Annotated in this window: 9 protein-coding genes and 2 pseudogenes; 2 read left to right on the forward strand and 9 right to left on the reverse strand. The window is 37.2% G+C overall.

From position 1 onward, the window contains the following. Nucleotide 1 precedes the first annotated feature (1 nt). Nucleotides 2-1,144 (forward strand): non-hydrolyzing UDP-N-acetylglucosamine 2-epimerase, encoded by a 1,143-nt coding sequence (gene wecB / locus J655_RS10390; RefSeq protein ID WP_032006957.1) that lies wholly within the window; start codon nt 2-4, stop codon nt 1,142-1,144. On the opposite strand, the gene J655_RS10395 is transcribed toward wecB, so the two are convergent. The 9 genes and pseudogenes from J655_RS10395 to J655_RS10435 form a co-directional block, all read right to left on the reverse strand. After that, nucleotides 1,129-2,049, reverse strand: coding sequence for a hypothetical protein (locus J655_RS10395; protein ID WP_017386261.1), 921 nt, complete (start codon nt 2,047-2,049; stop codon nt 1,129-1,131). The genes wecB and J655_RS10395 overlap by 16 nt on opposite strands. Continuing rightward, on the reverse strand, nt 2,027-3,871 hold the full coding sequence (locus J655_RS10400) for a hypothetical protein (RefSeq protein WP_002118983.1): 1,845 nt from the start codon (nt 3,869-3,871) through the stop codon (nt 2,027-2,029). The genes J655_RS10395 and J655_RS10400 overlap by 23 nt, the downstream gene beginning before the upstream one ends. Continuing rightward, nucleotides 3,872-5,121, reverse strand: a pseudogene (locus J655_RS10405) (glycosyltransferase family 2 protein). Continuing rightward, nucleotides 5,111-6,004, reverse strand: a pseudogene (locus J655_RS10410) (hypothetical protein); the annotation flags it as partial. The pseudogenes J655_RS10410 and J655_RS10405, both read right to left, overlap by 11 nt. Beyond that, the gene (locus J655_RS10415) at nt 6,004-6,747 is read right to left on the reverse strand and encodes a hypothetical protein (RefSeq protein WP_002118735.1); all 744 of its coding nucleotides are present in this window, start codon (nt 6,745-6,747) and stop codon (nt 6,004-6,006) included. The pseudogene J655_RS10410 and the gene J655_RS10415, both read right to left, overlap by 1 nt. Before the next feature lie 195 nt (nt 6,748-6,942). Further along, on the reverse strand, nt 6,943-8,385 hold the full coding sequence (locus J655_RS10420; RefSeq protein WP_032052340.1) for a cryptochrome/photolyase family protein: 1,443 nt from the start codon (nt 8,383-8,385) through the stop codon (nt 6,943-6,945). Nucleotides 8,386-8,503: 118 nt separating this feature from the next. Continuing rightward, on the reverse strand, nt 8,504-8,986 hold the full coding sequence (locus J655_RS10425) for an FKBP-type peptidyl-prolyl cis-trans isomerase (RefSeq protein WP_002118581.1): 483 nt from the start codon (nt 8,984-8,986) through the stop codon (nt 8,504-8,506). Nucleotides 8,987-9,121: 135 nt separating this feature from the next. After that, nucleotides 9,122-10,408: an NAD(P)/FAD-dependent oxidoreductase gene (locus tag J655_RS10430; RefSeq protein ID WP_005067905.1), complete on the reverse strand. Its 1,287-nt coding sequence runs from the start codon at nt 10,406-10,408 to the stop codon at nt 9,122-9,124. 97 nt (nt 10,409-10,505) lie between these two features. Next, nucleotides 10,506-11,825 carry a D-alanyl-D-alanine carboxypeptidase PBP6B gene (locus J655_RS10435; RefSeq protein WP_017480597.1) on the reverse strand — a complete coding sequence of 440 codons (1,320 nt, stop codon included), beginning with the start codon at nt 11,823-11,825 and terminating at the stop codon, nt 10,506-10,508. 169 nt (nt 11,826-11,994) lie between these two features. Between J655_RS10435 and J655_RS10440 the strand changes: the two genes are divergently transcribed. Continuing rightward, nucleotides 11,995-13,698, forward strand: a complete 1,704-nt coding sequence (locus tag J655_RS10440) for a M61 family metallopeptidase (RefSeq protein WP_032052341.1) — start codon at nt 11,995-11,997, stop codon at nt 13,696-13,698. Nucleotides 13,699-13,874 lie beyond the last annotated feature (176 nt).

The raw sequence follows: 13,874 nt of genomic DNA on the forward strand, positions 1-13,874 counted from the left end.
AGTGAATAAAGTTTTTATATCTATTGTATTTGGAACCCGTCCTGAATTAATCAAACTTGCCCCTGTTATTTTATTGGCAAAACAAGACCCTCGCTTTCAAGTTGAAGTGATTTTTACTGGACAGCATGACGAACTAGTAAGAGATGCGATAGATTTCTTTGGGGTTGAAATTGACCACCGTCTTAAAATTATGAATGCTGGACAAAGTTTAAATCAGCTCTTAATTCATGGTTTGAGCCAAATCGAGAATGTATACACTGATGGGCAAAAACGAGATGCAATTGTTATCCAAGGTGATACAACAACTGTTTTAGCAGCTGGCTTAGTCGCGTTTTCAATGAAAGTCCCTGTTGCGCATGTTGAAGCTGGTTTACGTTCTTATGATTTAGATCATCCTTTTCCAGAGGAGGGAAATCGTCAGTTGGTTTCACGTATTACTAAATGGCATTTTGCCCCGACTGAACAATCAAAAAGAAATTTACTCAATGAACAAATTCCGTCAGAGCTCATTACGGTTACAGGCAATACAGTTGTTGATGCGGTGTATTTAGGGCGTAAATTAATTGCTGAAAAATCTGATTTGAAGAACCGGCTTGAACCTTATGGAATTCAATTAAAGCAAGATGACAAAGTAGTACTTATTACTGCCCACCGTCGTGAAAATTTTGGCGGTGGAATTCAAAATATTTGCAATGCGGTTGAGCACTTAGCTCAAGCACATCCTGATTTACATTTCATTTGGCCTGTACATTTAAACCCAGCCGTCCATGACGTAGTCCATGATAAGTTTAAAGACCATTCCCAAATTCATCTTGTTAAACCATTAGACTACCCAAGTCTATTGGCAGTGATAGACCGATCTACTTTTATTTTGACGGATTCGGGAGGCTTACAAGAAGAAAGTCCATCATTTAATAAGCCAGTTTTAATCTTGCGGGACACTACCGAGCGACCAGAAGTGGTTGAGGTGGGGGCAGGCGTTTTGGTGGGGACAAATCAAGAAAAAATTATTGAAGAAGCTGAAAAGTTACTCACTGACCAACAGCACTATGAAAAAATGGCGCATGTAGAAAACCCATTCGGCGATGGGCAAGCAGCTCAACGTATTCTCAATCAAATTGCTAAATCTTATGAATTGGCATAATCATGATTTAAGGATCTCGTCTCATTTATGGTTTTGTTGGCATGACCATAAGTGAGGCGGTACCATAAGCTCACAATATTAACGCACCAGCGGCTCATGTAATGAGGACCATCAAAAATATAAACAGTTTTACCTTCATATGCTTTTAGCTGAGAAATAATTTCCCAAGGATATGCGGCTCTAAATTGCCCATTCTTTTTCACTCTAAAAGCTTCTAATACTATAATTACTTTGTCTTTTCCAAGTTTATCTTCAAGCTGATCTAAAATATGTTTGGCCTGTTTAGGTGATCGAACGCCTACGCCAACACCATCTTGGAAAAAAACTCCCGTATGGTCAGGCAGCCAGCTTTTAACCCATAAATCATAATTTTCAGGCTCAGTTTCGCCACTATAAATACTCACCCAGACTGGTGAAGGAAGCTTCGATAACACATGACCTAAAGCACTGACTCGTAGCCAAGTTGGATCTGCTTCTACCGGAAAGTAATAACCTTTAAATGCTGTTTTTTGCTCTTTTATAATTTGGGCAGATTTTTCGCCTAACTCAATGACATTAGCCCGAGCTTTAGGTTCATTATATTCACCGGCTAAGCCCAATATGAGATTTTTTGCCCAAGGTTCTTGTTTAATCTTTTCTAAATTAATAGCTTTTTCCCATTGTGGAAAATTTGATTCTTTCCACCAAGATTTAGATTCAACAACAGACCATTGGGGAACAAATGTATCAACACCTAAATAGTGCCAATTTCCTTCTGGAGGAGTAGTGTTATTGTCAGGTTGCCAGAAAACACCTTCAATATGAGGGGCTTGACCTTGATGTTTGAAAAGCCCCGCATATACGATGACACTACATATAATTAAAATAATAAAAGCAGCTATTTTAATTGGTATCTGTTTTCTCATTATTTCGTCTTAACCAGTACCACAAGAAGATAATTATTATCATAATTGCAGAGATAATCACAACTAATAAGAAGAAAGAAGACTGTTGGACTAGAGGCGCCTTTTGATTTCCGACAATGAGTTTTTGTAAAACATAGATATTTCCATTTTCTGAAACCAGCATTTTCGTCACGTTGTTTGGAATTTTATGTTGTATTTTTTCCCAAAGGTGCATAAACGTTTGTGCGCCACCTTGTGAGTCGGTAATCACATCAAAGCGGTTATTGTTATAACTGACAATAAAACCATTTTGGGCAGCAGGTGCATAAATAATATCCTGATGCATTAGTACTTGTTGTTGATAAATATCTTTGTTAACGCGGACATTTACAGATTGTGGCGCGCTCGGTGAATAACGGACTAGGTTGAGAGGCATTGGTGCTTGGGTTAAAAGCATTTTTTTCGCAGTTTGACCTAACACAATCGCGATATTTAATGCACCAGATTGACCATCAACCGCAATTGTGGGGGTTGTTGCTAAAGTCATTGAAATTGCGGCTACACCATTTTTAAGTTTATGAGGTAGCTTTACAGTAGATTTGGCTGTATCAATCCAAAGTGAACCATGTGCGTTAGGTAAACATTGGGAATTGGCTATCACTGAATTTTCCAGCTTTAGACTAAAATTTGTCGTATTAGAAATAGCTTTTGCAAAAATATTGAACTGACGGTTTACTGGGTCTGAAGCAAGGTCGGCTGTTTTCATGCTTCCAGCAAGTCCTCCATCAATCCAAGCTGTAATATTGGAACCTTGTAATAAACCACTTTGAATACGAAGTGCGATTTGTCCTTGCAAGATATCGGTTGGTTGCCATACCGCAGGGAAATCAAGAAATAAGTTTTTTTCAGCGTGATTTAATCTGAAATCTTGAATACCTAAATCGGCGAGTGTATCGATTTTTTTAAATTGAGCCCATGTTGGATTAGATATTGTATTTGGAAAAACTGCGTTTCCTGTACTCAATTGTTGTACATAAGAAGAATTAATTAGTCCATTTACTGCGCTCGTTAAATCTTGTTGAGTATGATAAGTAATTGATAAGGTAGGCACACCTTCTACAGGTTTTGCAATTTGTACTAGTGCTCCGCCTTTTAGTGGTGCTGCTGAGCGAATAACTTCAATAATAAAGTTTGTTTCAGGATTTAAATTGGTTTGTCCTGAATCAACCCATTCAACAGGTGTTATGGAGGTCCATGAACTTGCTAATCTGGCGAGCATGGAGGCTTCTATAATCTCTTTACGGTTGTATTTTAAAATACCAACAAATGGAGTAGGCCGTCTCGCTTGTGGGTTATATAAAGCATCTGGCAAATCTTTTAAGCGATATTCATTACGAATAGGTGTAAAGTCGAGCTGGGAATTACTTAAATAAGTTAGGTGATCAATATCTTCTGTACAGAATGTTTCTTTGGTTTGATTCAGCGTAGTCGGTTTCGCATATTGTTGAATAATAAAATCTAAACGGTGAAAACCACTCTGACTTGCTGGAATATCAAATTTGACTTGACCATCCCCACTTAGGGTAGTGTTATAAATGAGTTTATCATCATATTTTACAAGTAAAGTTGTATCGCTTTCAGTGGAATAATCACTTGAAAATTGAATGTTTTGCCACTGGGCACCTTTGCCAATATAGAAAAAATGAGGCTCGACTGTGTATTTAGTAGAAGTACTAATATCGTCCAGTTCCCATGTATACGCATGAGCAGACATGGCGAGCATAAGACTGGTGCTGGCAAGGAGCACTTGAGCTGTTTTGTAAAGATCAAAAGTCTTTTTCATTTATTTTTTCTCCTTGCTACGTTCCGTTTTGTACCATTGAAGGGAGTTGCCCTGTATTTTATTTTTAAGCATGTCATATGCGGCTTTAAAAACAATAAATAGAAATATTTTGAGTAACTTACGTAAGATAGAACTGAATAAAAGTAGAGTTCTGGTTTAACTTTTTCGAGTGAAAGCGTAAACCACATTTGTGCCACATATAGGCAAAATGACAGTCCCCATAGAGTTGTGAATGGGCCTGGAACTGAAATACCCGCAATATCAAGTATGCCAAGGGTTAAGGTGATATGACTCCAGAATAAAGCGGGTACAAAAAGTATGTAGCACATAATGTTGTTAAGAATTTCAATTCCGATAGGAAAAGGCGTTCTTAATGCGACGGATAAATATTTACGAGTCACATAAAAATTACCTTGGGTCCAACGTGAACGCTGTTTAACAAACACACTCAGAGATGGAGGATCTTGCTGCCAACCAATTGCATAGGGCACCCATTTAATCCGTTTTTGACCAATGAAAATCCTAAAACTCATTTCTGTATCATCGACCAATGACTTTTCATCAAAACCGCCTAAGGTTTCTAAAGCATCACGCCAAATCACATAGTTAGTACCCATTAATGTCGATAGCTCAAAACGTTGCCAACGACCGCCTTGGAAAATCCATTGGAAAAAGATGAACTCAATGGCAATAAATCGGGTCAAAATACTATCTTGCCAATTACGTGTTCTTACTTTTCCATTAACGGCTACTAATTTTTTATCGGCAAGTAGGGTTTGAGCTAGCAAGCGAACACAATCGGGTTCTGGTGTACTGTCCGCATCATAGACAACAATCAATTCGCCTCTAGCATGGGGGAGGCCATTATTAAGCGTTCTAGATTTACCTTTACCCCCCATTCCTTTAGGAACATTAACAATCTTTATGCAAGGATAAATTTTTGCCAAATTTTCGGCGATTTCTAGGGTGTTATCCTTTGACCCATCATTAATGAGTAAAACTTCATATGCTTCGGCTGGGTAATCTTGTTGAGCAATTGCATGCAAAGTATCTTCAATCACAACACCTTCATTATAGGCAGGGATCAAGACACTCAAAACGGGCCATCTCTCTGGTATTGGAAGGTTTTGTAACTCTTTTTCTGCTGTTTTTGAATATTTCCAAGCTTGATAACTTAACCACGCCCAAAATGCTTGTGGAATCCAAATCCCTAAAAATCCAAATAAGAAGAGAATATCGATGGGAGCCATTTGATTTAACCCTCCTGATAATAGACGAGATGAGCAAGACTAATAAAATCAACCCGATTACAAGAGAGAACCATGAAATATAGCTACCAAACGTACCAAGGAGGTCAGGGTAGGTACTCGTCAGAATTAGATCGAGTGGAACTACAACAGTACTTAAACCGATAAAAATGTATCCAAGGAAATTAGTTTTTACATGCTCTGGCGTACTTATGTAATTAATCTTATTAAATTTCCAAGATATTCCGAGTTGAGGATATCGAATATTTGTTGTGGGTAGATCAGCAGGAGGATTAATAATAATTTCATACCCAGAAATATGACCGTTAAAACGTTTAGCCGAATAAAATAAATGCTGTTTTTGCTTAATTTCTCTAGAGGGTAACGGGAGCTGCGAAGGGTTAAATTGAATAATATAACTACCAGCGGTCTGTGAAATTAAATTTTCATCCCATCCCGTTGAGACAAAAGCAGCCATTGGGCGCAACCCAATTGCAGTTGAAAATGTGGCTTTAGCCGCAAAATATTGAGGTTGCTCTGATTTATAAAGTGCAATCGGAATCGCACCTTGGCTGACTGCTTCTTTGAGCAAGAAATAATGAGAAAAGCTAAAAACTTCATCCGGCAATATAATGCCAGGCTTGAACCCTTTATGAATAAGTCGTTGAAAGCTATCCGAGCTGATCTGGTCAATTGTAAAGATAGGCCACCATGTATCCTGATATGGAAAAAACATTGAAAGATCATCGGTACTCTGAACTTCTGTTTTTGTTTGTTCCGTTTTAATCTCACAATGATAATATTGCCGATAGAACTGCTGTAAAGTGGCATCAGGATACTGACTAGATGCAATAATAATTCCACAAATATTAAGAAGATTAGACATTAAGTAATCTCCTCTTCAGGTGGAATCTGAATAACTTTATATTCGACTTCAAGCCGCAAAGTCATAATTTCTTTTAGCTTTTTAATAAATTCAGGTTCTTCATCCGTTTTTTGCTTGCGAATTACAATGCTGTATATAGTTTCAAGATCATCATCAGCAAACTGGAAAACGATTTCTTGTGGATGATGTTGGCTCAAAATTTTAATCATTTCATTTTGAGTGGTTTTCCACACATCGTCGCCTAACATTTCTTTAATTAAGCTTCGGTTGAGAATTCTAATTTCAAAGACTTCATAGTCTTGAATGTGATGATGATCAAGAAGCTTAAAGAAACTGCGTTGAAAATACTTGAGTGCGCTAAGCGGGAAAATATCACGGCGATAATTACGGTCATAACTTTGAATATCGCGGTATTTTTGAACGTTAATTTCAATATTATGGCGAACAGCACTCAGAAAAAGAGGAATGAGGGGAATAATAAAAAGTAAAAGAAGCTGACGTTCAATATGCGTCTGAGCCCCTAAGTCGAGTAGAAAATATACTGCAACACCGATAAAAGCGAGTAAGCCCACAATTAAGGATGCACCAACTTGTAAAAAAGCTCCAGAAATTAAAAGAATGAGAATAAAAATCCAGCTTCCTCTAAAACTTACAGGCAACCACTCATACGCCACCATGCCCATAAATAGATGAGCTGCGATAATCCATAAGACGAGTGTTCTTCCAGGGTTCTTTTGTTGCATGTGAGCTATAGCTACCTTATTGTAATGTTAATTTTTTTATACTTTTATTACTAAATGTGAGACATTGCGAAGTTGTTGTTGTTTATGGCCTTTTTTAAGTATCTATTATGTTTATTTGTAGAACAAAGTCTCACTATAGTCAAATACTGTTATTATTTTTTAATTAAAAATAAACACTTAAGACGTAATTCTTATTTAAATACTCTTGAAAGTTTCAATTGCATTAAGACGAGTTTCCTTTAAATCTACAATTGGTTTTGGATAATTTAACTGAATATTCGTTTTAGTCGAGTAGGGCTCATGAATGGCTTTATTGTCTAGATGAGCTAATTCTTCAACCCATTGACGAATATAATCTCCATTTGGATCAAATTTCTTTGATTGAGCAATAGGGTTAAAAATTCTAAAGTAAGGTACGGCATCAGTTCCGGTAGAAGCACACCATTGCCAGCCACCATTATTTGCTGCTAAATCCCCATCGATTAAATGCTCCATAAACCATTGTTCACCTACTCGCCAATCGATGAGTAAGTTTTTACATAAAAACATAGCGGTAATCATGCGAACACGATTATGCATCCATCCCGTTTTTAAAAGTTGACGCATTCCAGCATCAATAATCGGTATACCTGTCTGGCCCGTTTGCCATGCAATTAGGTGCTCTGGGTTGTGATTCCACTTAATTTTCTGAGTGTCTTTTTTAAACGGAATATGTTTAGAAACATGGGGGAAATCAAATAAAATATGTTGATAAAATTCTCGCCAAATGAGTTCATCTAACCAAGTCTGCTGGCCTTCATTTGTCAAATGAAAGTTGCCATGTTCAGCCCTAAAAAGAGCTTGCAGGCACTGGCGGATAGACAAAATCCCAATGTTTAAGTAGGGGGAAAGTTGGCTAGTTCCTCTTACATTGGGAAAGTCACGTTCTAATTTATAATCAGATAAATGATCTTTAATAAATATGTCGAGCTGCTCTAGAGCAAAATTTTCTCCAGCTAGCCATAAGCCTTGTTGCTCTTTAGAAACAGAAGGATCAAAAAAAGCTTCAATATCTTCTAGAGTTAAGCTGTTTATTTTTGAAAAAGACGCTGGATAGCTACTTTGCTTTTCAGGAATTGGATAGCATTGAGGTAAACCACTGATATCCAATTTTGAATAACATGCTTTTTTAAATGCACCGAAAACCTGATAGGGCTGCTGTGACTGATTGCGAATAGAGCATAAAGGAAAAATCGTACGGTCATGGAATAAAAAGAGCTCTTTACCTTGTTGATTTAAAAAATCTTGTACAGTTTTATCTCTTTTTAATTCATTAACGCCGATCTCTATATTTGAATAGACATTTTCAATATTAAGTTGAGTGCTAAGTTCACCAATATAATCAGCGATATCTTTCCAGTAAGGAATGACTTGGATAATAAGGGGAATATTAAGTTGTTCTAGTTCTTTTTTTAGTTGTTGAAGTTGACGTAAATAGAAATTAATTTTTATAGGCGCATCGTGATGCATTTTCCATTGTTCAGGCGATAAAATAATTAACCCAATACAAGGCCCTTGTTGAGAGGCATGCCATAAAGCAGCATGGTCTCGAACTCTCAAATCTTGACGAAACCAAATTAGCTGATTTACGTTTGACATGAAAATTGGCCCTTATAGAGTGAGGTGAGTTAAAGAATTATTATCAAAATATTATATAAAAATAAATATATAAAAAAAGCAAAGCCGAAGCTTTGCTCTTATCATCTTTAAAGATGAATTAGTGGTGATGACCACCAGCACCGTGTACGTGACCGTGATCTAATTCTTCTTGAGAAGCATCACGGATTTCTACGATTTCAACTTCAAAAGTTAAATCTTGACCAGCAAGTGGGAAGTTAGCATCAACAACAACGTTGTCGCCTTCAACCGCTTTAACAGTAACGATCTGTACGCCGTCATCTGTTTGAGCTTGGAATTGCATACCAGGTTGAATGTTCTCAACACCTTGGAACATTTGAGCTGGAACTTCTTGTACTAGGTCTGGGTTGTATTCGCCATAACCTTCAGCAGCTGGAACGTTAACAGTGAATTTTTCACCAACAGTTTTACCTGTTAATGCATTTTCTAAACCAGGAATGATATTGCCTGCACCGTGCAAATAGGCAAGTGGTTCACCTTGAGATTGATCAAGTGTTTCACCCTCAGCGTTTGTTAATTTGTAGTGGAATGAAACCACGTGGTTATTTGCAATAGCAGTCATGTTTTTGATCCATTCAATCAATTGAAGCGTACATCATAAAGTGAAAAATAAATTTTGTAGACTACAAAATCTTAATCTTTGGCACTTTTTCTGATGCGTTTTTATATAAATAGGGACGAACTTAAAAAATTCAACTTAATACAGCTTAATTTTTGGACGTACACGTCTTGTAAGTAAATCTTTCATTGTGAGTAGTCCAGCCTGAGTATATCCGTGAATCGTTGCTTGATGTAAACGATATAAAGAGACATACATTGTTTTCGCAATATAGCCTTGCACGCTTACATCTCCAAGTAATTCTCCAACGGCTTTATGACGACTTAAAGACACGAGAGAACCTTTGTCGTTAAATGTAAACATCGGCTGTGATCGGCCATTTAGTCGAGCAGCCATAGCATCGACTAAAAAGCTGGCCTGTTGGCTTGCAACTTGAGCACGGGGGCCAAGTGGAGGATGTCTTGCATCAAGTTGGCAATGAGCGCAGTCACCAAACGCAAATACATTTGGATCAGAATAGGTTTGCAAGGTTGCATAGACCATCAGGCGGTTAATATTATCGCGTTTAAAATCGGTAAAACTTTCTAATACCTTTGGTGCTTTTACGCCTGCGGCCCAAACGGTAATATCACTTTTGAGTTGGTTGCCATTGCTAAAGTAGATGCAATGCTCATCAATTTTTTCAACGCGGTGTTGAGTTAAAATTTCAACACCCATTTTTTTGAGTTGCCCAGCACTGTGTTCAGCAGTTTTATCGCTTAGAGCAGGTAAAATACGCTCAGAAGCTTCAATTAGTGTAATTTTGACTTGGTTTGGATGAATCTTCTTTAAACCATATCGATAAAAGTTTTTAGTTGTCTCAATTAACTCAGCTGCCAGTTCCACACCTGTTGCTCCCGCACCAACAATTCCAATATTTAAAGTTCGCTGATTGGGTTGATTCTGAGCTTCAATATAAAGATGTAATAAATCTTGCTGGAAAATATCGGCTTGCTTTCTGCTATCAAGGAAATGGCAGTTTTCACGCACTCCCGTGGTATTAAAGTCATTTGATACAGAACCAAGCGCTAAAATAAGTGTGTCATAACTTAGCTCTTGCGAATGATTCTGTTGATCCTTAGACACTTGAGGGGGCATTAGTTCAATTAATTTTTTATCTTTATTAACCCCAACTAATGTTCCGAGTACAAATTCGTAATGATGTTTTTCTGAGTGCGCAAAATAGTTAGTTTGTTCTTCGTGCGGATTTAAAGAGCCAGCAGCAATTTCGTGAAGCAATGGTTTCCAAATATGGGTAAGGTTTTGGTCAACCAATGTAATCTTTGCTTTACGGTTTTTCCCAAAAGTTTCACCGAGTTGTGTGGCCAGTTCTAAGCCGCCAGCACCACCACCAACAATTACAATATGATGTAAATTTTGGGTCATTTTTTCACCTAATTATTTTTCTATAAAAAAAGATGGCTAAATTATGCCATCTTTTATTTATAAAATTTATTGTGCGTCTGTGCACAATTTGATGTTTTTAGTGCGAATCTACAGGGTAGAGTTTTGCAGCACTATGTTCACTTGATGAAAAAATAGAGAAGAGGCTAGAAAACCACATTGCGATTTTTTGGAAAATATTGGCTTCTTCAATATGTACGTTATCTTCGATTTGAAGACTACGGATCAGTTGATTATTTTGATAAATCGATACTGTTGCCAAACTTACGACTTTCATTAATGGCGCAGTTAATTGTTTTTCATTGAGCTCAATGTTTACATGTGTTTGAGTCGTTTCAAGTGGAGCAATCACCTTGAGCTGTTGGTTACTATCGAGTACTTGAACGCGTTGGGTTGCATTATCAAAAGTATTTAGGTCAATTGGTGCTGGGTCTGCATATAAAGATGTCGTTACAATTGTTGGTTGCTTTGTTTCAACCTTAAACATTTTTAAAGTCGACTTTACAACAGGTAGTTCAGCAATTAATTTCTGCTCAGGAATAATCACTTCATCACGTGTATAGGCGTAAGCAAGATTCATTAATTTATCTGCAATCTCAGCGCGTTTTACAGCACTCGGTGTACCTAAAACAATGACTAATAAACGTCTTTGAGTTAAGTCAGATGAGAATGAAGGACGTGAAGCTGTGAGTGCCAAGTTATAACCTGCTGCTTTGGTATATCCCGTTTTAAGGCCATCTACATATGGATCATATTTGAGCGCAAGGTTTGTCGCATGATGGAAGCGTTGGTTATAGCTAAAGCTTGGCATTTTTGAATAATGTAAATATTCAGGGGTTTGTTTAATTAATGCCTGACTTAATAAGCTAAGGTCGTGTGCTGTAGTGAAATGGTCAGGCATCGTAATTCCGGCAGGATTACTAAAATGAGTATCTTTCATACCCAAAGCTTGAGCTTCCTGATTCATACGTTGCACGAAACGCGGAACATCACCAGAGATTTTTTCAGCTAAAGTCACGGCTGCATCATTAGCAGACATCACGATTAGACCTGCCAATAACTGATCAACTGAAATTTGTTCACCAGCTTTAAGATACATTTGTGATTCATCCCACTGCACAACACTAACCACTGGAGTTGCAGTAATGATTTCTTCTTTTTTCAGTTTTCCAGCTTTAATCTCTTTTAGGGCAATGTATGCAACCATCATTTTGGTTAAAGATGCTGGTGCGCGTTGAACATGGCTATTATGCTCAGCAATGATTTGACCCGATTGAGTATCTACAATAGTCCATGCAGCAGCTTCAACACTTTCAGGTGCAATATTGAGTAATGCAGCATTGGTTACGGTAGTACAAAAAATACTAAAGAGGGTAAAAAGAGATAGAAAAAATTTCACGGATGACCTTAACTTCACTGGCAAATACGGGACACAGATGCACAGCATGCTATGCCTTTTTTTCGTGGAAGGCTAGTGGGAATTGTTGCCAAAAAATACATCTACGCAAGACGATACAAAAAAGTGATAATCTAATGTGAAGCCGTTCTTATTTTAAATTGAAGAATTTATGTTGCATTATCAAATTGAGTTCGATGATTACAAACAGCACCTTGTTCACGTGACAATTCGTTTTTTAGCCAACCCGAATCAGGAACTTTGGTTACCAACGTGGATTCCGGGTAGTTATCTAATTCGAGAATTCTCAAAACATATTGAATCCGTTAAAGCTTATGATGAAGCTGGACGTCTGCTGGACATTAAAAAAACGAGTAAGAATCGCTGGCGTTTATTTAATACAGACCACGAATTAATGACGATTGAATATGATGTGTATGCATATGATTTGTCTGTACGTGGTGCGTATGTAGACCAGACACGCTTATATATTAATCCAGCATGTGTATGTTTAGCTTTAGAAGGGCAAGAACAGTCTGCTTGTGAAGTCGAAGTTTTCTTGCCAGATGAATTAAAGCATTTTCAGTTAGCAACGGGCTTAGCTTCAAAAAGCTTAGTTAAAGGTCGATTTACTTTAAAAGCAGATTATTATGATCAACTGATCGATAGTCCATTTGAGTTGGCTGATCAAACACGCTTTAGTTTTGAGACGAACGGCATTGAACATGAGTTCGTAATTTCTGGTTCGCACAATACCAATATTGATCGTCTAAAAGCCGATATTGAAAAAATTTGTGCAGCTGAAATTAATATGTTCGGTTCAGCACCATTTAAAAACTATACTTTTATGACCATGGCAACGGGGAATAGTTATGGCGGATTAGAGCATTGTAATAGCACAAGCTTGATTACACCGCGTGAGGATTTGCCAAAGTCGAATGAACCCACTGAACCTTCTAAAGATTATCAACGCTTTTTAGGCTTATGTAGTCATGAATATTTTCATTCATGGTTAGTCAAGTTTATCCGCCCAGAAAACTTTGCAAACTATAATTTGCATCAAGAAGGTTATACTTCTTTACTTTGGATATTTGAAGGCTTTACTTCATATTATGATGACCTGATTTTATTACGTAGCGGCGTGATTTCTCAGAAGTCTTATCTTGATTTACTCAAAGCACAAATTGACCGCTACTTGCAAAACCCGGGTCGTTTTGTTCAAACAGTTGCAGAGTCAAGTTTTGACGCGTGGATAAAATTTTATCGCCAAGATGAAAACTCGAATAATGCGGGTACCAGTTACTACAATAAAGGTTCGTTAGTTGCATTATGTCTAGATTTAGGTTTACGTCTACGTGGTTCTAGTCTTGATGCTTTAATGCGTCGGTTATATGAAAACACTCAAAATGGTATGCAAGTAAATGAAAGAACTATTTTTGATTTATGTAAAGAACTGACGGGTGATAGCTGGATTGAACAAATTAATCATTTGATTAATACCACTGATGAATTACCACTTGATCAACTGTTCCCTGAGTTTGGCTTAAGTTATAGAGTTAAAACTGACAAATCTTTGCCACTTGGTTTGAAACTTGTTGATAAGCCAGAAGGCGTACTCGTGCAAAGTGCTCGCCGCGATAGCACAGCAGCTAAAGCAGGTATTTCTGCCAATGATGTAATTATCGCAATTGATGGTTTAAAAGCGACCACTAAACTTGTTGAGAAGTATGCAAAACAGGGCGGTACTTATACTGTGTATGCTTTCCGTCGCGATGAGTTAATATCTTTTGAAGTTGAGTGTGCTACATCTGATTTAACTGAAGTTGAACTTATTATTGAAGATCAGGCTAAAACTGAAAAATGGTTAAAAGCTTAAATAACAGTTAAATAGTATATAAAAAACCGATGTTTTGTACATCGGTTTTTTATTTTTAAGTGCTACTAAAAGATGAAATCCGTTTTATCTTTGAGTTTGTTTTGAATGAAAAGTATAATAATTGTCAGAACTCTGAAAGATATCTCATGTAATTTAATCGTATTCAGTCCATAAAA

The organism is Acinetobacter sp. 1294243, assembly GCF_000588015.1.
GTDB classification, from domain to species: Bacteria; Pseudomonadota; Gammaproteobacteria; order Pseudomonadales; family Moraxellaceae; genus Acinetobacter; species Acinetobacter pittii.

Excerpts from the sequence above, each read along its gene's own strand:
- J655_RS10395 (WP_017386261.1), bottom strand. The coding sequence starts at position 2,049 with ATGAGAAAACAGATACCAATTAAAATAGCTGCTTTTATTATTTTAATT.
- J655_RS10400 (WP_002118983.1), bottom strand. The coding sequence starts at position 3,871 with ATGAAAAAGACTTTTGATCTTTACAAAACAGCTCAAGTGCTCCTTGCC.
- J655_RS10415 (WP_002118735.1), bottom strand. The coding sequence starts at position 6,747 with ATGCAACAAAAGAACCCTGGAAGAACACTCGTCTTATGGATTATCGCA.
- J655_RS10420 (WP_032052340.1), bottom strand. The coding sequence starts at position 8,385 with ATGTCAAACGTAAATCAGCTAATTTGGTTTCGTCAAGATTTGAGAGTT.
- J655_RS10425 (WP_002118581.1), bottom strand. The coding sequence starts at position 8,986 with ATGACTGCTATTGCAAATAACCACGTGGTTTCATTCCACTACAAATTA.
- J655_RS10430 (WP_005067905.1), bottom strand. The coding sequence starts at position 10,408 with ATGACCCAAAATTTACATCATATTGTAATTGTTGGTGGTGGTGCTGGC.
- J655_RS10440 (WP_032052341.1), top strand. The coding sequence starts at position 11,995 with ATGTTGCATTATCAAATTGAGTTCGATGATTACAAACAGCACCTTGTT.